This is a genomic window from Streptomyces sp. NPDC041135 (genome assembly GCF_055592085.1).
Map to the genome: position 1 here is coordinate 47,163 of NZ_JBVIYZ010000029.1, position 18,210 is coordinate 65,372.

The window sequence follows — 18,210 nt, forward strand, 5'->3', positions numbered from 1 at the left end:
GCTGTTCCCCTAACCATCTATCGCCTTCACTGGTTATTCCCGAGGAGGCGAGTCTGACACGTTCGAGGCCTCGTTCGCTACCCGGTCAAGCCGTTAGCCGGTTAGACCGGGTGTAGACTGGGGTCCCTACCAGGAGGTGGCTCATGTCCGAAGCCCCGGCTTCCGCCCAGCTCATCGAGGCCTTCGCCAACACCGTCGACGTGGAACTCGGCACCGACGAGCTGGCCACGGCGAGCGCGCTCTCCGCCTGGCTCACCGAGCGCGGGCTGCTCGACCGCGAACGCCGGATCGGCGCCGAGGACCACGCCCTGTGCCTGCGCCTGCGCACCGGCATCCGCGAGGAACTGGGCGTCAACGTCGGTGACACCGCCGACGCGGCCCTCCTCGCCGGCGCGGACGAGGCCCTGCGTGAGCTGCCGGTGCTCATCACCGTGCGCGGCGCCGCGGGCCGCGGCGGTGTGCTGTCCCCGGCGGCGGACCTGACGCCGGTCAGGAAGGCCCTGGCCGGGCTCGCCATCGCCTGGAGCGAGCTGGTCGTCACCGGTGAGGCCGTGCGGCTCAAGCGCTGCGCCGAGCACGCCTGCGCCTGGGTCTTCTGGGACGTGTCCAAGAACCGCAGCCGCCGCTGGTGCTCGATGCGCGTGTGCGGCAACCGCGCCAAGGCGCGCCGGCACTCCGCGAAGCAGGCCGCCGCGGCGGCGGACCGGTAACCGCCTGGCGCCACCGGTCCGGCCCGCGCAGGCCCCGCCACCCCCCGGCGGGGCCTGCCGCTTCGCCGGCCCTCTTTCCCCCGCTCCCTTTCCCGGGTCCCGTTTTCCGGGCGCCCTTTGCGGGGCGCCCTTTACGGGCTCCTCTTTCCTCCGGCCATCGGCCATCTGCCATCGGCCATGCGCCGCCCGCTATCGGCCATCGAAAAACTCGATGACGTCCGATAGAAGAATTCGATGGCTGCCTGATGACTGCCCATAGAAGTGGCCGATCGCCTGTCATCGAAGAACTCGATGCCGCGAAAACCGTTCCTTGACCCCTCTTCGGCAATTGCTGAATCATCATTCACGCGTCATGAACAGTGACCGTTGCCTGAGGAGTCTGAGTAATGAACCGTACGGACGACATGACCGGCGGCGACATCATTTCGGTGGTCAGGAGGTATGTGCGCGTGCCTTTCCATGACCATTCCCTGCTGGCCGAGGTCGGACTGGATTCACTGTCCGTGGTGCGGATCGCCAGCGAGCTGGTTCCCGACCCGGACCAGGAGATCGACCCGACGGGCCTCGCCGCGGTCCGTACGGTCGGGGACCTCCAGCAGTGGCTGCGGGGTCTGCTCGTGCCGGCGGAGAGCGTGCGATGACCGTCGCGCCCCAGCTCGCCACCCTGCCGCTGACGGCCGCCCAGCAGGGCCTGCTCGTCGTGCACGACACCGTGCCCGTCCCGCACCTCTACAACGTCCTGGCCGAGCTGGAACTGGACCCGGCCCTCACCCCCGGCGACCTGCGCGCGGCGCTCGCGGACGTGCTGGCCGTCCAGCCCGCGCTGCGCCTGGCCGTACGCCGGCGGCCCACCCCGCACGCCGAACTGGGCACCGTCCCGGACGAGATCCCGCTGCGGGTGGCCGTGACCGGCGCCGCCGGCTTCGAGCGGCGGCGCGCCGAACTGCTCGCGGAACTCGGCGGCCACGCCTTCGACCTGGAGCGGCCCCCGCTGCTGCGGGCGGTGCTGCTGCACACCGACGGCCTGTCCCGCTCGACGCTGCTGCTGGTCGTGCACCACCTGGTCTTCGACGGCTTCTCGCTGCGCCAGTTCGTCCGCGACCTCACCTCGGCCGTACGCGGCGACCTCGACGTCGACCGGGTGCGCGTCGCCCGCGAACGGGCCCTGTGCCGGGAGCTGGCCGCACAGCTGTCGGCCGCCGAGGAGGAGCAGGTCGAGCGGGCGGCCGCCGAACTCGCGGAGCGGCTGCGCGCGGTGCCCGCCACCGTGGTCTTCCCGCGGCCGAACCGGCCCGCCACCACCGCCTTCACCGGCGCACGCCGGGAGATCCGGCTGTCCCCGGAGCGTTCCCGCGCCCTCGACGACGTCTGCGCGGCGCTCGGCGTCAGCCCCTTCGTCTTCTTCTCCGCCGTCTACGCGGCGCTGCTGGCCCGGCACTCGGCCAACGCCTCGGTGGTCTTCGGCAGTCCGGTGCTGGCCCGCCGCACCCTGGGCTCCCTCGACCTGTGCGGCTTCTTCGTCAACACCCTGCCGCTCGTCGTCGACGTCCCCTGGGACCAGCGTTTCGACGAGTTCGTCACGCGGACGGTCCAGGCCGAGACGGACCGGGTGAAGGGCGGCGCGGCCGTCTCCTTCGACCGCATCGTGCGCCACGTCGAACCGGACCGCTCGACCAACCGCAACCCCGTCTTCTCCTGCATGCTCGCCATGCAGGACGCCACCGGCGCCGAGCCCGGCTCGCCGGTGCTGGGGGTGCGCGAACACGGCAACGGCACCGCCAAGTTCGACCTGTGGCTCGGCGTGACGCCCGGCCCCGACGGCTGGCTGCTGGAGCTGGAGCACGACCGCGAGCTGCTGCCCGAACCCGTGGTCTCCGCGCTGGCCGACTCGCTGACCGGGCTGCTGGACAAGGCCGTCGCACACCCCGGCACGGTCCTCGCCGAGCTGTTCGAGGACGCCTCGTCGGCCGAGTCCCACGCCCACGACGGCTTCTGGCGCCGGCCGCCCCACCCGGACCTGCGCCGCTGGCTGCGCGCGGCGCTGGCCCGGCGGCCCGGTGCGACCGCCGTCGAGGAGGACGGCCGCCGGGTGACCTACGGCGAGCTGGCGCGGCTGGTGCGCTCGGCCGCCGCGGGTCTCGCCCGGCACGGGGTCGGCGCCGGCACCGTGGTCGGGCTGACCACGCCGACGCTGGTGGACACGGTCGTCGCCGTCCTCGCCGTACTCGAGCGGCGCGCGGTGTTCCTGCCGCTGGACCTGTCCCTGCCCGGTGAGCGGCTCGCCTACATGACCGGCAAGGCCGGCTGCCGGCTGGTCGTCGGCCGCGGCACGGTCGACGGCGCCCGGGTGCTGGCGCTGAGCGAGCTGACCGGCTCCGGCGACGGCGACGCGGCGGCCGGGGAGGCCGCCGCGGACACCGGCGGCGGCGACAGCCGGGGCGGCGGCGACGCGGACGGGGTGTACATCATGTTCACCTCCGGCTCCACGGGCCGGCCCAAGGGTGTGCTGATGGGCGACGGCCCGCTGGTGAACCTCACCGCCTGGCAGCTCGACGCGCTCGACATGGACGAGGACACCCGCTTCCTCCAGTACGCCCCCCTCGGCTTCGACGTCTCCTTCCAGGAGATCGTGCCCACCCTGGTCGCCGGCGGGACCCTGGTCTCCCGGGAGCCGGCCGACCGCCGGGACCTGCCCGCGGTGCTGGACCGGGTCGGCGCGCTGCGGATCTCCCACGTCTACCTGCCCGTCGCCGCGCTGCGCCCCTTCACCCGGGCCGCGCAGGACGCCGGGGACGACCTGCCGGACCTGCGCCTGCTGTGCGTCTCGGGGGAGCAGCTGCTCCTGGACGACGGCATCCGGCGCTTCTTCGCCGACCGCCCGCACATCCGGCTGGTCAACCTCTACGGCCCCACCGAGACCCACGCCGTCACCACGCACCGGCTCGTGGCCGGCAGCGGGCCGTGGCCGTCGCACGTGCCGATCGGCCGCCCCATCACCCACACCACCGCCCAGGTGATCGACGGCACCGGCCACCTCGCGCCCCTCGGCGTGCCGGGCGAGCTGTACCTGGGCGGCGTCTGCCCGGCGATCGGGTACGTCGGCGATCCCGAGCGCACCGCGGAGCGCTTCCTGCCCGACCCGCGCGGCGAGCGGCCCGACGCCCGCATGTACCGCACCGGCGACCAGGTGCTGCGCGACGAGCACGGCACGCTGGTCTTCCTGGGCCGGGACGACGACCAGGTCAAGATCCGCGGCTACCGGGTGGAACTCGGCGAGCTGGAGACCGCGGCCGCCGCCCACCCCGGCGTACGCCTCGCGGTGGCCGCCGTCCTCGGGGAGGGCGCCGAACGGCAGCTGGTGCTGTTCTGCGTGCCGGAGGAGGGCCGCTCGCCGGACCCGGACGACGTGCGGCGCCTGGTGGCCGGCGCGGTCCCGGGGTACATGGCGCCCTCGCGGGTCTTCACGGTCCCTTCCGTGCTCCTGACCCGCAACGGCAAGGTGGATCGCCCGGTCCTGGTGAAGGAGGCGGAGCGGGCCGTCCGCGAGGAGAGCCGGTCCGGCGCCGGGGCCGTCACCGCGGCGGGCGACCCGGTCGAGGCGTGGCTGCAGGAACTGTGGGGACAGCTGCTCGGCCGCACGGATGTGCCCGTCGACCGCTCGCTGCTCGAGTACGGGGCGCACTCGCTCAACGTGATGACCGCGCGCGCCATGATCGAGGAACGCCACGGCGTGCAGATCCCCGTCCTCGACTTCTTCCGCGACCCCACCATCCGCGCCCAGGCCGCCTGGATCAGCTCCGGGGGCGGTGCCTGATGGACACGACCGGCGCCGACGCGCGCCTGCTGGTGCTGCTCGCCCGGCGGCCCGGCCCGCTGCACAGCCTGCTGGTCCACCCGGCGGGCGGCGGGCTCGCCCAGTACCTCGGCCTCGCCGGCCGGCTCGCCCGCCACGGCACCGTGCACGGCATCCGCGCCGACGGGCTGCTGGCCGGCGAGGAACCCGACGACAGCGTCGCGGTGATGGCCCGCCGCTACCTGGCCCTGGTGCGGGGGCTGGACCGCCGGCCGGACGTGCTGGTCGGCTGGTCGCTGGGCGGGGTGATCGCCTGGGAGCTGGCGGCGCGGCTCGCCGAGGACGGGCCGGCGCCCGCCGTCGTCCTCATCGACAGCTTCGCCGAGCGGGAGAGCGTCGACGCCGCCGTACGGGAGGGACTGCGGGCCGCGGTGGAACGGTCCGTCGGCCACCTGGGCGGCGGCCGGGACGCGGCCCGGGCGCGGGCCACGGCGTTCGCGCACATCCGGGCCGGCGCCGGTCACCGCACCGAGGTCCGGGGCGCCGGGCCGGCCCTGCTGGTCGCCTGCGAGGGCGCCCAGCGCACCCGGCAGATCGACCGCTGGCGGCGCCTCGCCGACCGGCTGACCGTACGGCACCTCGCGTGCGGGCACTTCGAGGTCTTCGACCCCGCCCACCAGCCCGGTCTGCTCGGGCACCTGGACGAGTTCCTGGCCCGCCGGGCCGACGCCGCACAGGAGTACGCACGATGACCACATCCCGTCCGCTCGCCGTCGTCACCGGCGGCACCCGCGGCATCGGCCTTGCCCTGTCCCGGCGCCTGGTGCGCCTCGGCCACCGCACGGTCGCCCTGTACCGGGCCGACAAGGAGGCGGCCGAACGGGCCGCCGGCGAGCACGGCCTGATCGCCGTGCGGGCCGACGTCGCCGACAGCCACGCGGTGCGCGCGGCGGCCCGGCACATCCTCGCCGAGCACGGCACGCCGCGGGTGCTGGTGAACAACGCCGGCATCAACATCGACCGCCCGTTCCTCGACCTCACCGAGTCCGACTGGCAGCGGGTGCTGGACACCAACCTGTCCGGGCCCTTCCACCTGACCCAGGCGTTCGCCCCGGCCATGCTGGCCGCGGGAGACGGCACCGTCGTCAACGTCGGCGCCACCACGGGCATCCGCCCCCGGCTCAACGGCGTCAACTACGCGGCCGCCAAGGCGGGGCTGCTGCACCTCACCAAGTGCCTGGCCCTGGAGCTGGCACCAGCCGTCCGGGTCAACTGCCTGATCCCCGGAATGACCGAGACCGAGGAGCTCGTCACCCGGTTCCGGCTGACCGAACCCCGGCACCGCGCCGCCGTCCTGTCCGAGATCCCGCAACGTCGCATCGGCTCCCCCGACGACATCGCCGACGCCCTGGAGTACCTCGTGGGCCCCCTCAGCGGCTATGTCACCGGCCAGAAGCTGATCGTCGACGGCGGCCAGTTCATGTGGTAGGAGATCATGACCGACGCACTGCTCACATCCGCCCGGGCCGCCCTGGCGGCCGCACCGCCGACCGGCGACCCGGCCTACGCCCGCTACTGCCGCGAACTCGCCGGGCGCCTGGCCGACCACTGGCCGGCCGTCCTGAAGGCCAACGCCGAGGACGTGGACCGCGCCGCCGAGCGCGGCCTGTCCCCGGTCCTGCTCGACCGGCTGCGGCTGACCGACGACCACCTCGGCCGGCTCCAGCGGCTCACCGCCGCCGTGCTGTCCGAACTGGCCGAGGTGACCGCCCGCGACCCCGGCGTGCCCGTGGGCGACTGGGGCGTGCGGCTGCGCTCGCCCAAGCCGCTCGGCGTGGTGTTCATGGTGTACGAGGCCCGTCCCACGGTCACCGTGGAGGGCGCGCTGCTGCCGGTCGCGGTCGGCAACGCGGTGCTGCTGCGCGGCGGCAAGGAGATCGCCCGCACCAACGAGGCGCTGGCGGTCGTGGCCCGGGAGGCGCTGTCGGCGGCGGGGCTGCCGGCCGAGCTGGTGACCGTCCTCGACGACCCCGACCGGTCGCAGCTGCGGGCCCTGCTGAAGCGGCCCGACGCCGTCGACGTGCTGATCCCGCGCGGCAGCCCCTCGCTCATCGACTACTGCCGCGGCGCCTCCTCGATCCCGGTGATCGCCAGCGGCGGCGGCGTCAACCACGTCTACGTGCACCGCAGCGCCGATCTGGAGCTGGCCGCCGAGGTCGCCCTGGACAGCAAGCTGCCGGAGCCGACCGCCTGCAACACCGCGGAGCTGATGCTCGTGGACGCCGAGGTCGCCGGTGACCTGGTCGCCGCGATCGTGCGGGCCGCCGAGCGCGGGCAGCGGCAGGTGACGGTGCGGCTCGACCCGCGGGTGGCGCGGCCCGGCGGGCAGGCCGAGGGCGGGCCCTGGCGGATCGAGGACCTGCGCGAGCACGACCTCGGCCGGGAGTTCCTGGACGCCACGATCGGCGTGCGCGCGGTCGAGGGCCTCGACGAGGCCCTGGCCCACATCCGGCGGCACGGCTCGGGGCACACCGAGGGCGTGCTGGCCCGTGACGGCGGCGTGAGCGAGGAGTTCACCCGCCGGGTGGACGCCGCGGCGATCGTCGTCAACGGCTCGCTGCGCCTGCACGACGGCCCCACGCTCGGCCTCGGCTCCGAGATCTCCATCAGCACCGGCCGCATGCACGTGCGCGGCCCGGTCACGCTCGGCTCGCTGGTCACCCACAGCTGGGTCGTCGAGGCGCACGGCACGCTGCGCAGCCCCCTCACCGCGTCCCGGCCCTGACCCCCCGGCCCCCGTGCCGCGGCGGGGCCGCCGGGCCCCGCCGAACGCCCGATCCGCCTGATCCGCCTGAACTCGCCGGCCTGTCCCGGCCTTTCCCGGCCTTCCGGCCTTCCCGACCTTCCACGGAGGAACCATGATCACCGGGCTGGACCGCACCGCGGTCACCGAGTCCGTCAAGCGCGTGGTCATCGCCGAGTCCCGGCTGTCACTGCGCCCCGCGGACATCGACGACCACGAGCCGCTCAACGGAGAGATCCTGCGCGTCAACTCGCTCGGATTCGTGGGCATGCTGGTGCGACTGGAGGACGAACTCGACATCGTCCTGCCCGACGACCTGTTCGTCGGACGCAGCTTCCAGACCGTCCACGACCTCATCGAGATCGTCGTGTCCGCGGCGGAGGCGTCCCGATGAGCCGCACCGAACCGCCCGCCCGCTGGCGCAGCGTCCTGCCGCACCTGGACGAGCGGCTGCCCGCGGACCGTACGCCCGAGAGCGCCGCCGGGGGCGGCAGCGTGCAGGTCAACCTGCCGATGGAGCTGGTGCGCCAGAGCGTCCAGCTGAAGGAGTACTGGGAGATCCCGGCCGAGGTCGCCGAGGCCTACCGGGCGTTCCGGCCGACGCCGCTGTGGCGGGCCCGGGGCTTCGAGCGCGCGGTCGGGGCCCGGGTGCCGATCTACGTGAAGTACGAGGGCGGCAACATCTCCGGCAGCCACAAGCTCAACACCGCCCTCGCGCAGGCCTACTACTACGCGCGGGCCGGGGTGCGGGAACTCGTCAGCGGCACCGGCGCCGGGCAGTGGGGCACCGCCCTGGCGGCGGCCTGCGCGATGTTCGGGATGAAGTGCACGGTCTTCATGGTCGGCGGCAGCCTGCGCCGCAAACCGTACCGGGGCACGCTGATGCGCACCCTCGGGGCCACCGTGCACGCGAGCCCGAGCCCGCTGACCGAGGTGGCCCGGCAGAGCGAGGCCGGCGTCAACAGCCTGTCACTGGCCATCGGCGAGGCGGTGGAGTACGCCGCCCGCACCGAGGGCGCGGCGTTCTGCATCGGCAGCGGGGAGACGTACAGCATCCTGCACCAGTCGGTGATCGGTCTGGAGGCCGCCGAGCAGCTCGCCGGCCTGGAGGCGTCGGTGGACGCGGTGGTGGGCTGCGTGGGCGCGGGCTCCAACTTCGGCGGGATCGCGCTGCCGTTCTTCTCGGCCGCGGCCGCCGCCGGCACCGAGCCGCCGCTGCTGGTGGCCGCCGAGTCCAGCACGACGCCCAAGCTGACCCGGGGCACGTACGCCTACGACCGCACGGACGCCACCGGCACCGGGCCGATGGAGGCGATGTACACCATCGGCAGCTCGTATCCGATCCCCGACTCGCACTCGGCCGGGCTGCGCTTCCACGGCGCGGCGAAGGTGCTGTCGGCGATGCGCCACCGCGACCAGATCGCGGCGACCGCCGTCGGGCAGGTCGAGGCGCTGGACGCCGGCCGCCGCTTCACCCGCGGCGAGATGGTGCTGCCCGCGCCGGAGTCCGGTCACGCACTGGCCGCGGCGGCGCGCCTGGCGGGCGCCGGGGCCGAGGGGAACAACGGCACGCTGCGCGCCGAGAAGGGCGTGGTGGTGTGCGTCAGCGGCCACGGCTACCTGGACCTTGGCGCCTACCAGCAGCTGCTGGACGGCGAGCTGAGCAACGAGGCGCCGGACGCGCAGGCGCTGCGCCGCGCCATGGGCGGTCTGGAACCGGTGGAGCCGGCGCAGCGGCTGGCGGAGGCGGGGGCCGGTCATGGCCGCTGACCCCGCGACCGCGACCGCGGCCGTGACCGCAACCGCGGCCACCGCAGCCGCGTCCGAGCCCGTGTCCATGCCCGGATCCGTGGAGTGGGCGCTGTTCGACTGTGTCCAGGTCAACCTGGCGGTCCTGGCCGACCGCTGGTACGGCCCGGGGACCCATCTGGACCTCGGCTCCGTGCTGCGCTTCCGCCCGGTGCCGGGGCCGGACGGGCTGCCCACGGTGGAACGTTCCGCCACCGAGCAGCTCGGCGAGGCGGCCCCGCTCCTCGGGCTCACCGTCGTGGAGCGCCGTACCACCCGGGCGGGCGAGGCGATCGCCCCGGCCGAGGGCCGCTACGTGGTGGCCGACGCCTACCACCTGCCGTGGGTGCCGTACTTCGGGCGGCGGCACATGGAGCACAGCTTCCTGCTGGAGCCGGCCGCCGGCGCGGACGCCGTCGTGGTGGACGGCTACCACAACGAGACACCCTGGGGCAGCGCCCGCCCGGTCCGCCGCCCGCTGGACCGCGCCGGGCTGGCCGCCGCCGTGCCCGGACCGGCCCTGGCCGTCACCCTCGCCCCGGCCGGACGTCCGGCCGCCCCGGCCGGCGCCGCACCCGACCTGGCGGACGAGGAGACGGCCGCCCGGTACGTCGCCGCGTACGCGGACCACCCCGACCGGCTCGCCGCCCTGGACCGGCTCACCCTGGAGACCTGGCTGCTCGCCCGCTCCCGCAAGCTGCACGCCCGCTTCCTGCGCTCCCGCGGCCTGCTCGGCGACGACACGGCGGCCCTCGCGCACGTCACGGCGTGGGAGTCGCTGGCCGAGAGCGTCTACCTCGGCTACCGCCGGGTCGAGCGCGGCCGGCCCGAGGCCCGGGAGGTGTTCGACCGCCTGGCCGGGCAGCTGCGCCGGGACCGGGAGGCGTTCGGCTCCACGGCGTTCCGCGCGCCCGAGCCGCGGCCGGCCGACGCCACGCCCGTGCCCGCCGCGCTGCGGGCCCGGGTCGCGGCCGCCGCCGGGGCCGTGCTCAAGGCCGACCCGGCGGCCCTGCTCGACGGGCTGCCGCTGGCGGACGTACCCGGCTTCACCTCCTTCCGGGTGGTGGAGATCGTCGAACGCCTCGAGCGTGAGCTGGCCGTCGAGTTCGACGCCGACGACCTCGTCCCGGAGAACCTGCACCACGTCGACGGCATCTGCCGCATCGCGCTGCGCGCCCTGCCCGCCCCCGCGACGGCGCCGCACCCCGTCCGTCCCGTCGCCCGTACCGGAGGGAACTGATGTCCGCCCACGCCGACCTGCTGCACGAGCTGCTCGACCGGGCCGCCGCCCGGTGGCCCGAGCGCCCCGCCGTGACCAGCGGCGAGCACACCCTCAGCTACCGCGAACTCGACGCGGCCTCCCGGCGCCTGGCCGCCTGGCTGCACGCCTGCGGGCTGCGGCGCGGCGACCGGCTCGTGGTCTGCGCGCCCGGCTCCGCCGCCCAGCCCGCGCTGGTGTACGCCGCCTCCCGGGTCGGCGTCGCCTTCTCGCTGCTGCACGAGCAGGTCCACGGGATCCAGCTCGACCACGTCCTCGACGACTGCGAGCCGGCCCTGCTGGTCACCGACGCGCCGGACTCGCAGTTCGCCGCGCAGCGCCGCGGGGTGCGCACCGCCGGCACGCAGGCGGTGGCCGCGGTGGCCTTCGGCCGCTCGCCCGCGCCGCGGGACACCTGGACGGGGCCGCTCACGGTCGACCCCGTGTGCCTGATCTACACCTCCGGCACCACGTCGCTGCCGAAGGCCGTCGTCAGCACCCATCAGCAGCTGACGTTCGCCGCCACGGCCATCCAGTCGGTGCTGGAGTACCGCCCGGACGACGTCGTCTACAGCCCGCTGCCCCTCTCCTTCGACTACGGCCTGTACCAGCTGTTCCTGTCCGCGCAGGCCGGTGCGCACGTGGTGATCGGCCGGCCCGCCGAGGTCGGTCCGGCGCTGCTGGGCAACCTCGTGCGCACGGGCGCCACCGTGCTGGCCGCCGTGCCGTCGGTGGCCGACGCGCTGGCCCGGCTGCTGCGCCGGGCCTCCCGGGACAAGCCGCCGCTGCGGCTGCTGACCAACACCGGCGCGGCGATGCCGGCCGAGACGCTCCGGGCGCTGCGCTCGTCGCTGCCGGGCCTGCGGGTGCAGCTGATGTTCGGCCTGACGGAGTGCAAGCGGGCCACGATCATGCCGCCCGACGGCGACCTGGAGCGGCCCGGCTCCAGCGGACGCGCGCTGCCGGGCACGGAGGTCTTCGTCGTCGACGACGACGGGCGGCGCAGGCCGCCCGGGGAGATCGGCGAGATCGTGGTGCGCGGCCCGAACGTCATGGCGGGCTACTGGCGCCGCCCGGACCTCACCGCGCAGCGTTTCCGCCGGGTGGAGGGGCTGCTGCCGCAGCTGCACACCGGTGACTACGGGTGGGTGGACGAGGAGGGATACCTGTACTTCGACGGCCGGCGCGACGACATCTACAAGGAGAACGGCTTCCGCGTCAGCGCCACCGAGGTGGAGGCCGCCGCCCGCCGTATCCCGGCGGTCGGCGCGGCCGCCGTGCTGCCGCCGGCGAGCCCCGCCCCCGCCGTGCTGTTCGCGGTCGGGGAGCTGTCGCCCGCGGAGGTGCTGCAGGGCATGCGCGAGCAGATCGAGGAGTTCAAGATCCCCCGCCACTGCCTGGTCGTCGACGCGCTGCCCCTGACCGGCAACGGCAAGGTCGACCGCAAGGCGCTGGCCGCCCTGGCCCGGGAGGCGAGCCGTGTCCGAGCCCAGTAGCGCGGTCCTCGCGGCCCCGCCGGTGCCGGCGGACGTCCTGCGGCACGTCCCCACCCCGGCGTACGTGTACGACCTGGCCGAGGTGCGGCGCAACCACGACGCGCTGCGCGGGGCGCTGCCCGACGGCGCGGGCCTGTACTACTCCCTCAAGGCCAACGCGCACCCGTCCCTGCTGAGGGTGCTGCGCGAGCGGGGGGCGCTGCCCGAGGTGTGCTCCAGCGGAGAGCTGGAGGCGGCGCTCGGCGCGGGCTGGCCGGCCGCCGACGTGCTGTACACCGGCCCGGGCAAGCGGGACGAGGAGATCGGCCACGCGCTGCGCCTGGGCGTGCGGACGTTCTCCGTGGACTCCCCGTACGCGATCGGGCAGCTGGACCGGCTGGCCGGGCGGGCCGGGGTGTACGCGCGGTGCCTGCTGCGGGTCAACGACGACCAGCCGGTGCCGGGCCAGGGCCTGGCGATGACCGGGGTGGCCTCGCAGTTCGGCGCCGACACCCGGTGGGTGCTCGACCAGCCGGAGCGGTTCGCGAACCGGCCGCACGCCGAGATCGTCGGCCTGCACCTGTACATGGGCACCAACCTCGGCGAGGTGGACGCGCTGGCCGGCCAGTTCGCCCGCTCGCTGCGCACCGCCGCGACCCTGACGGCGGCCCTGGCCCGGCACGGTGTGCGCATCCGCGTGCTGGACCTCGGCGGCGGTTTCGGCGCGCCGTTCGCGGCGGACGGCGCGCGGATCGACCTGTCCGGGCTGCGCCCCCGGCTGACCGCGCTGCTGGACGGGGAACTGCCCGGCCGGCACGAGGACGGCACCCGGGTCGTCTTCGAGTCGGGCCGCTACCTGGTGGGCACCGCCGGGACCCTGCTGACGGCCGTGCTCGACGTGAAGCGGTCCCACGGCAAGGACGTCGTCGTCCTGGAATCCGGCATCAACCACCTCGGCGGCATGTCCGGCCTGCGCCGGCTGCCCGCCCTGAACCCGCGCCTGGTGCCCCGCGTCACCCGCGGCGGCGCCCCGGACGGCGACGGCCCCGGGCCGGTCCTCGACACCCTGGTCACCGGCCCGCTGTGCACGCCGCTGGACACCTGGGCGCGCGCCGCGAAACTGCCCGCGCTCGTCCCCGGCGACGTGGTGGCCGTCCCCAACGTCGGCGCCTACGGGCTGAGCGCGAGCCTCGTCGCCTTCCTCGGCCACCCGCTGCCCGTCGAGGCCGTCGTCGACGGCGACCGCCCCGGCGCGGCCCCCGAGGTCACCCGCCTGCACCTGACCCGCACCACCGTCCCGGCCCCGGCCGGAACCGACCCTGGAGTGAAGTGATGGATGCCCGTTTCACCGAACTGCTCACCCCGTTCCTGAAGTTCCTCGGCGAGCAGGAGATCACCCCCGACGCGTCGCTGCGGGAGCTGGGCCTGGACTCGATGCAGGCCATCGAGCTGCTGTTCGCCATCGAGGACACCTTCGGCGTGACCCTGCCGGACGACGACATGAACGACGACACGTTCGCCACCGCCGGCAGCCTGTGGACCGTGGTGCGCGCCGCGCTCGACGCGCGGTACGCCGCGGACGGGACCCAGGTGACGGCCGCATGAGCGCGCCGACGTTCGCCCCGGTGCGGCCGGCGCCGGTCGCCGCACCGCTGACCGCGGCGGGACTGACGGACCGGGTCGCGCGGGTCGCCGCCGTGGCGGCCGAGCACGTGGAGCGCACCGACCGGGACGCGTCGTTCCCGGTGGAGGCGCTGGAGGAGATGCGCCGCACGGGGTTGCTCGGGCTGCTGGTCCCGGTGAGCCACGGCGGCCTCGGCGGCACCACCGACGACATGGTGACCGCCTCCGTCGCCCTGGGCCGGGTCGACATGTCCGTGGCGATGATCTTCGCGATGCACTGCCAGCAGGTGGCGGCGGTGGTGCGCTACGGCAACGAGCGGCTGCGCGACGAACTGCTGCCCGAGATAGCCGCGGGCCGGATGTACCTGGCGTCGGTCACCACCGAGGCCGGCAAGGGCGGCCACCTGCTGAGCAGCGAGGCGGCGCTCGCCGCGCGCGAGGGCGAGCTGGTGCTCGACCGGTTCGCGCCGATCGTCACCGGCGGCGAGTACGCCGACGGCTTCCTGGTCACCATGCAGAGCCCGCCGCCGGCCTCCCCCAACCAGGTGTCGCTGGTCTACGCCCACCGTGACCAGCTCACGGTGGAACGCTCGGGCGACTGGCAGCCGCTCGGCATGCGCGCCAGCCACAGCGTCGCCCTGCGGCTGACCGGGACGGTGCCCGCGCATCAGGTGGTGGGCGAGCACGGCGCGTTCCGGACCATCGTGACCACGGTGTTCGGGCCGATGGCCCACCTGGGCTGGTCGGCCTGCTGGCTGGGCACCGCGGCGGGCGCCCTGTCCCGCGTCGTCAAGCTGCTGCGCTCCCCGCAGAACCGGGGGCGCGTGAACCTCGACTCCGAGCTGCTGCTGACCCGGCTGTCGCGGGCCCGGCAGCGGATCGACACGGTGCACGCGCTGCTGGACCGCGCCCGGCAGGTCGTCGCGACCGCCGACGACCTGAGCGTGCCGCGTGTGCAGCTGCTGCTGAACGCGCTGAAGATCACCGCGGCGGAGGAGTGCCACCGGGCGGTGGACGGCCTGGTGGACGCGGTCGGGATGCGCCACGGCTACCTCAAGGACTCCCCCACCCGGCTGGAACAGAGCCTGCGGGACCTGCGTTCGGCGGCCCTGAACTACAGCAACGACCGGCTCCACCTGGTCGACGGCAAGCTCGCCCTGCTCGACGCGGAGGTGCGTCTTGTCTGACCTGCTCCAGGCGGAACGCGCCCCGACGGCGCGTCACCGCCCACGTGCGGCCACCGCGCTGGCCGCGGTTCCACCGGGCGCGCCGGTGTCCCGGGTGTGGGCGGCGCTCGGCGCGGCGGGCGTCCTGACCGCCCTCCTCGACCCCGACGGCGACCACGACGGCCCGGACCGTGACGGCCGGGACCACGACGGCCGGGACCCGAGGAGCGCCGGCGCCCCGGACCCGGCCCGGCTCGCCGAGCTGATCGGGGCCGTGGACGCCCGCGGCGACAACGGCGTCACCCTCAGCGTGCTGGTCCAGGCGGCCAGCGCACTGCCGCTCCTCGCCGCCTGCGCCCCCGCGTCGGGGCCGGTGCGGCAGGCGCTCGACGAGGTGCTGTCCGGCGCGTCCACGGTGGCGCTCGCCGCCACCGACAGCGCCGCGGCGGGCTCGGACCTGGCCGGCCTCGGCACCGAGGTGACGATCGGAGCGGACGGGCTGCTGCTCACCGGCGGCAAACGCTGGATCACCACCGCGTGCGCGGCCGACCGGCTGCTGGTCCTGGCCCGGCACCGGCCCGGCCGGCACTTCACCAGCTTCACCTGGGTGCTGGTCCCCGCCGCGGCGCCCGGTGTGCGGGTGCGCCCGGCCGACACCGACCTGCTCGGCGGCTCGGCGACCGGACACGTCGAACTCGACGGCGTACGGCTGCCGCCGGACCACGTCGTGGGGCGCCCCGGGCGCGGCATGGCGGTCTTCGCCCGGCACATGGGCACCGAACGCCTGGCGGGCGCGCTGTGGGCGGTGGCGCTGACCAGCAGGGTGCTCGCCGACACCAAGGAACGGCTGACCCGGCGGCACGTCGACGGGCGGCCCCTGTGGCACCACGACGCCGTGCGCCAGCGCTACGCCGCCTGCCTGGTGCAGGTACGGCAGCTGCGCGCGCTGTGCGAGAGCCTCGGCGAGCGGGTCACCCGCCGCCAGGACCTCGCGGCGGCGGCGCTGCTGAAGTCGGCGGCGGGACTCGTCGCCGATCCGGTGCTGGCCGTATGCGCCCAGCTCCAGGGCGCCGACGGCCTCGCCCGCGACGGCGCCCAGCGCATCCGCGGCGAGGCGGGCGTCCTGGGCATCGGCGGCGGCGTCACGGAACTGGTCCTCGCCACGGTGGCCGACCACGCGGACACGGTACTCACGGAGTTGCGCTCATGACTCTTCTGACGCTCCAGGTCACGCCCGGCGTCTGGGTGGCGCGGGGCGAACGCGGCCAGTGGGCCCGCCCCGACCCGCACCCGCACGACCGGGCGGCCGCGGCCGTCCTGCCCCGGTGGCGGGTGGAGGAGTTCCTGGCCAGCCGCGCCCTGCTGCGGCACCTGCTGCGCACCACCCTGCCGGAGCTGGCCGACGAGCCGGTGCTGGCCGAGGAGCAGGGCCGTCCCGTCCTCGCCGGGGACCCCGGCACCGGCATCAGCATCTCCCACGACGGTGACGCCGTCGCGGTCGCCGTCGCCCCGCACCGCCGGGTCGGCGTCGACGTCCAGCAGCCCCCGGACGACGTGCCCGACGCGCTGCTGCGCCGCTGCCTGGGCGCGCACACCCCGCAGGTGGGCGCGTTGCCGCAGGGCAGGCGGGCGGCCGAGTTCGCCTGGGTGTGGACCGCCCAGGAGGCCTGCGTCAAGGCGGCCGGGACCGGGCTGTCCGGGCGGCCGTGGGCGATCGACATCCCGCCCGGCCGGCGCCACGGACAGTGGCACGACTTCCGGTGGATCAGCCTGCGCGACCGCTCGAACACCCCGTTGAGCTGCGCTTTCTCCGCCCCTCACCGTGACTTGGACCTCCCGTGAACCTGACCGGCGCGCCGGCCACGATGCCGGACCTCAGCTGCTACACGACCAACCTCCTGGCGTATCTGGCACCGGACGTGCCCGGCGTCCGGCGCCGCTTCGCCGAGGGCGTCCGGCTCGCCGTACGCCTGGACCTGCCGCCCGGTGAGCTGGCCTTCTCGCACCACCCCCGGGTGGACCGCACCGAGGACGGCCGGGAGCTGGCCTACCGCGGCGCCCCCGACTGGCCGGCCGCCCGGGCCGCGCTGCTCGACCTGCTCCACCGCGAGCGGCGCGTGCTGGCCGCGGGCAACACCCGCCATCTGCCCTGGGCCCCGGCCCACGGGCGGGCGGACGCCCCGCACTGGCTGCTGCTGCGTGAGCACCGCGCGGGCCGCTGGCTGGTCGCCGACCACTTCGCGGCCCTGACCCCGTTCGGCGACCAGGAGCCGTTCCTGGGCTGGGTGGAGGACGCCGACCTGGCCGCGGCCCTGTCCCCGGTGCCGGACCCGGCGCCGGAGGTGGTGCGCCGGGACCGGCTGGCGCTCGGGGCGGAGATTCCCGTGCCGCCCGCCGGGCAGTACCGGTGGCTGGCCTGGCAGCCCGCGCCGCCGCACGACGACGACGCACCGGGACCGGGCACCTGGAGCCTCGCCCTGGAGCCGTCGCTGACGGCGGTCGCCGGTGCCTTCCGCGCCGACGCCGCGGCGCTCGCCCGGTACGTCGACGACCTGTGGGCGGCCGCCCGCCACCACAGCTACGCGCTGGCGTTCGCGGCCGCGGACGGCCGGCTCCACCCGGAGTCGGCCGCGGCCGCGTCGGCGGCCTGGGGCGAACTGCCCCGGACGCTGCGGTTCGCGGCCCAGTCCGCCGCGCGCGGCCGGCCCCGCCCCGGCGTGGTCGACCGCTGCGTCGAGCAGCTCCTCACCGCCCACCACGCCCTGGGCGCGGCCCTCCCCCAGAGAGGATGATCATGGAAAGCACTGTGTGTCAGCCCGGTACCCCCGAAGGCGGGGACACCCGATGACGACCGAGAGCCTGCTGTCCGCGCCCCCCGGAGTGTCGGGCGAGGCCTTCCGCCACGCGATGGCCCGGCTGCCCACCGGCGTCGCGGTGATCACCGTGCAGGGCCCCGACGGACCGGTCGGCTGCACCGTCAACGCGGTCATGTCGCTGTCGCTGCGGCCGCCGGCGCTGCTCGTGTCGCTGTCCACCGCGAGCCGGACGCTGGAGCAGGTCCTGGCGAGCGGCGCCTTCGCGGTCAACGTGCTGCCCTTCGCCGCCCGGCACCTGGCGCGGCAGTTCGCCACGGGCACCGCGGCCCAGCGCTTCGCCGGCGTGGCCTGGCAGCCGCAGGACGGCGTCCCGGTGCTGACGGCGGCCTCGGTGGCCGCGGTGTGCGACGTCAGCAGCTCGGTCCGCATGTTCGACCACACCCTCGTCGCGGGCGCCGTGAGCTGGACCCGCGCCGACGAACGGCCGCCCACCGTGCTGTACGCGGGCGGCCAGTACCCGGCGGGTGGGTGACGCATCCCTGACGCGTCGCCGCCCGCCCCGCCCCCACCGAGGAAGGCAATTCCCATGCGCAGACCCGTCGTACTCATCGCTGAAGAGCTGTCGCCCGCCACCGTCGACGCGCTCGGACCGGACGTCGAGGTCCGGCACTGCAGCGGAGCGAACCGCGCCGAACTGCTGCCGGCCGTCGCCGACGTGGACGCGATCCTGATCCGCTCCGCCACCAAGGTCGACGCCGAGGCCATCGCCGCGGCGAAG

The 18,210-nt window shown here is 75.3% G+C and carries 17 protein-coding genes and 1 pseudogene; all 18 read left to right on the plus strand.

Annotated features, from left to right (window positions below; translation table 11 throughout):
- Window positions 1-143: 143 nt before the first annotated feature.
- A complete protein-coding gene (locus ACZ6CZ_RS33670; RefSeq protein WP_469028978.1) occupies window positions 144-710 on the plus strand; it encodes a CGNR zinc finger domain-containing protein in 567 nt (188 codons plus the stop codon).
- A gap of 386 nt (window positions 711-1,096) precedes the next feature.
- Window positions 1,097-1,351, plus strand: coding sequence for a phosphopantetheine-binding protein (locus tag ACZ6CZ_RS33675; protein ID WP_469028981.1), 255 nt, complete (start codon window positions 1,097-1,099; stop codon window positions 1,349-1,351).
- Window positions 1,348-4,524, plus strand: coding sequence for a non-ribosomal peptide synthetase (locus tag ACZ6CZ_RS33680; protein ID WP_469028984.1), 3,177 nt, complete (start codon window positions 1,348-1,350; stop codon window positions 4,522-4,524). The genes ACZ6CZ_RS33675 and ACZ6CZ_RS33680 overlap by 4 nt, the downstream gene beginning before the upstream one ends.
- Window positions 4,524-5,255, plus strand: coding sequence for an alpha/beta fold hydrolase (locus tag ACZ6CZ_RS33685; RefSeq protein WP_469028987.1), 732 nt, complete (start codon window positions 4,524-4,526; stop codon window positions 5,253-5,255). Before ACZ6CZ_RS33680 ends, ACZ6CZ_RS33685 begins: the two co-directional genes overlap by 1 nt.
- The gene (locus ACZ6CZ_RS33690; RefSeq protein ID WP_469028989.1) at window positions 5,252-5,992 is read left to right on the plus strand and encodes an SDR family NAD(P)-dependent oxidoreductase; all 741 of its coding nucleotides are present in this window, start codon (window positions 5,252-5,254) and stop codon (window positions 5,990-5,992) included. The genes ACZ6CZ_RS33685 and ACZ6CZ_RS33690 overlap by 4 nt, the downstream gene beginning before the upstream one ends.
- A 6-nt stretch (window positions 5,993-5,998) precedes the next feature.
- On the plus strand, window positions 5,999-7,288 hold the full coding sequence (locus ACZ6CZ_RS33695) for a glutamate-5-semialdehyde dehydrogenase (RefSeq protein ID WP_469028992.1): 1,290 nt from the start codon (window positions 5,999-6,001) through the stop codon (window positions 7,286-7,288).
- Between the two features lie 133 nt (window positions 7,289-7,421).
- Window positions 7,422-7,700 (plus strand): acyl carrier protein, encoded by a 279-nt coding sequence (locus tag ACZ6CZ_RS33700; RefSeq protein WP_469028994.1) that lies wholly within the window; start codon window positions 7,422-7,424, stop codon window positions 7,698-7,700.
- On the plus strand, window positions 7,697-9,076 hold the full coding sequence (locus ACZ6CZ_RS33705; protein ID WP_469028996.1) for a TrpB-like pyridoxal phosphate-dependent enzyme: 1,380 nt from the start codon (window positions 7,697-7,699) through the stop codon (window positions 9,074-9,076). The genes ACZ6CZ_RS33700 and ACZ6CZ_RS33705 overlap by 4 nt, the downstream gene beginning before the upstream one ends.
- A complete protein-coding gene (locus tag ACZ6CZ_RS33710) occupies window positions 9,066-10,334 on the plus strand; it encodes a hypothetical protein (RefSeq protein ID WP_469028999.1) in 1,269 nt (422 codons plus the stop codon). The genes ACZ6CZ_RS33705 and ACZ6CZ_RS33710 overlap by 11 nt, the downstream gene beginning before the upstream one ends.
- Window positions 10,334-11,848, plus strand: coding sequence for a class I adenylate-forming enzyme family protein (locus ACZ6CZ_RS33715; protein WP_469029001.1), 1,515 nt, complete (start codon window positions 10,334-10,336; stop codon window positions 11,846-11,848). The genes ACZ6CZ_RS33710 and ACZ6CZ_RS33715 overlap by 1 nt, the downstream gene beginning before the upstream one ends.
- The gene (locus tag ACZ6CZ_RS33720) at window positions 11,832-13,160 is read left to right on the plus strand and encodes a type III PLP-dependent enzyme domain-containing protein (RefSeq protein WP_469029004.1); all 1,329 of its coding nucleotides are present in this window, start codon (window positions 11,832-11,834) and stop codon (window positions 13,158-13,160) included. Before ACZ6CZ_RS33715 ends, ACZ6CZ_RS33720 begins: the two co-directional genes overlap by 17 nt.
- On the plus strand, window positions 13,160-13,432 hold the full coding sequence (locus ACZ6CZ_RS33725) for an acyl carrier protein (protein ID WP_469029006.1): 273 nt from the start codon (window positions 13,160-13,162) through the stop codon (window positions 13,430-13,432). Before ACZ6CZ_RS33720 ends, ACZ6CZ_RS33725 begins: the two co-directional genes overlap by 1 nt.
- Window positions 13,429-14,637 (plus strand): acyl-CoA dehydrogenase family protein, encoded by a 1,209-nt coding sequence (locus ACZ6CZ_RS33730; protein WP_469029008.1) that lies wholly within the window; start codon window positions 13,429-13,431, stop codon window positions 14,635-14,637. Before ACZ6CZ_RS33725 ends, ACZ6CZ_RS33730 begins: the two co-directional genes overlap by 4 nt.
- The gene (locus ACZ6CZ_RS33735; protein ID WP_469029011.1) at window positions 14,630-15,826 is read left to right on the plus strand and encodes an acyl-CoA dehydrogenase family protein; all 1,197 of its coding nucleotides are present in this window, start codon (window positions 14,630-14,632) and stop codon (window positions 15,824-15,826) included. Before ACZ6CZ_RS33730 ends, ACZ6CZ_RS33735 begins: the two co-directional genes overlap by 8 nt.
- Window positions 15,823-16,458 carry a 4'-phosphopantetheinyl transferase family protein gene (locus ACZ6CZ_RS33740; RefSeq protein WP_469029014.1) on the plus strand — a complete coding sequence of 212 codons (636 nt, stop codon included), beginning with the start codon at window positions 15,823-15,825 and terminating at the stop codon, window positions 16,456-16,458. The genes ACZ6CZ_RS33735 and ACZ6CZ_RS33740 overlap by 4 nt, the downstream gene beginning before the upstream one ends.
- Window positions 16,455-17,408 carry a hypothetical protein gene (locus tag ACZ6CZ_RS33745; protein ID WP_469029018.1) on the plus strand — a complete coding sequence of 318 codons (954 nt, stop codon included), beginning with the start codon at window positions 16,455-16,457 and terminating at the stop codon, window positions 17,406-17,408. Before ACZ6CZ_RS33740 ends, ACZ6CZ_RS33745 begins: the two co-directional genes overlap by 4 nt.
- A 52-nt stretch (window positions 17,409-17,460) precedes the next feature.
- Window positions 17,461-17,964 carry a flavin reductase family protein gene (locus tag ACZ6CZ_RS33750; RefSeq protein ID WP_469029020.1) on the plus strand — a complete coding sequence of 168 codons (504 nt, stop codon included), beginning with the start codon at window positions 17,461-17,463 and terminating at the stop codon, window positions 17,962-17,964.
- 54 nt (window positions 17,965-18,018) lie between these two features.
- A pseudogene (locus ACZ6CZ_RS33755) lies at window positions 18,019-18,210 on the plus strand (phosphoglycerate dehydrogenase); the annotation flags it as partial.

Bases quoted from the DNA above. Each gene is read 5' to 3' on its own strand.
- ACZ6CZ_RS33670 (WP_469028978.1), top strand. From the start codon at position 144: ATGTCCGAAGCCCCGGCTTCCGCCCAGCTCATCGAGGCCTTCGCCAAC.
- ACZ6CZ_RS33675 (WP_469028981.1), top strand. From the start codon at position 1,097: ATGAACCGTACGGACGACATGACCGGCGGCGACATCATTTCGGTGGTC.
- ACZ6CZ_RS33680 (WP_469028984.1), top strand. From the start codon at position 1,348: ATGACCGTCGCGCCCCAGCTCGCCACCCTGCCGCTGACGGCCGCCCAG.
- ACZ6CZ_RS33685 (WP_469028987.1), top strand. From the start codon at position 4,524: ATGGACACGACCGGCGCCGACGCGCGCCTGCTGGTGCTGCTCGCCCGG.
- ACZ6CZ_RS33690 (WP_469028989.1), top strand. From the start codon at position 5,252: ATGACCACATCCCGTCCGCTCGCCGTCGTCACCGGCGGCACCCGCGGC.
- ACZ6CZ_RS33695 (WP_469028992.1), top strand. From the start codon at position 5,999: ATGACCGACGCACTGCTCACATCCGCCCGGGCCGCCCTGGCGGCCGCA.
- ACZ6CZ_RS33700 (WP_469028994.1), top strand. From the start codon at position 7,422: ATGATCACCGGGCTGGACCGCACCGCGGTCACCGAGTCCGTCAAGCGC.
- ACZ6CZ_RS33705 (WP_469028996.1), top strand. From the start codon at position 7,697: ATGAGCCGCACCGAACCGCCCGCCCGCTGGCGCAGCGTCCTGCCGCAC.
- ACZ6CZ_RS33710 (WP_469028999.1), top strand. From the start codon at position 9,066: ATGGCCGCTGACCCCGCGACCGCGACCGCGGCCGTGACCGCAACCGCG.
- ACZ6CZ_RS33715 (WP_469029001.1), top strand. From the start codon at position 10,334: ATGTCCGCCCACGCCGACCTGCTGCACGAGCTGCTCGACCGGGCCGCC.
- ACZ6CZ_RS33725 (WP_469029006.1), top strand. From the start codon at position 13,160: ATGGATGCCCGTTTCACCGAACTGCTCACCCCGTTCCTGAAGTTCCTC.
- ACZ6CZ_RS33730 (WP_469029008.1), top strand. From the start codon at position 13,429: ATGAGCGCGCCGACGTTCGCCCCGGTGCGGCCGGCGCCGGTCGCCGCA.
- ACZ6CZ_RS33740 (WP_469029014.1), top strand. From the start codon at position 15,823: ATGACTCTTCTGACGCTCCAGGTCACGCCCGGCGTCTGGGTGGCGCGG.
- ACZ6CZ_RS33750 (WP_469029020.1), top strand. From the start codon at position 17,461: ATGACGACCGAGAGCCTGCTGTCCGCGCCCCCCGGAGTGTCGGGCGAG.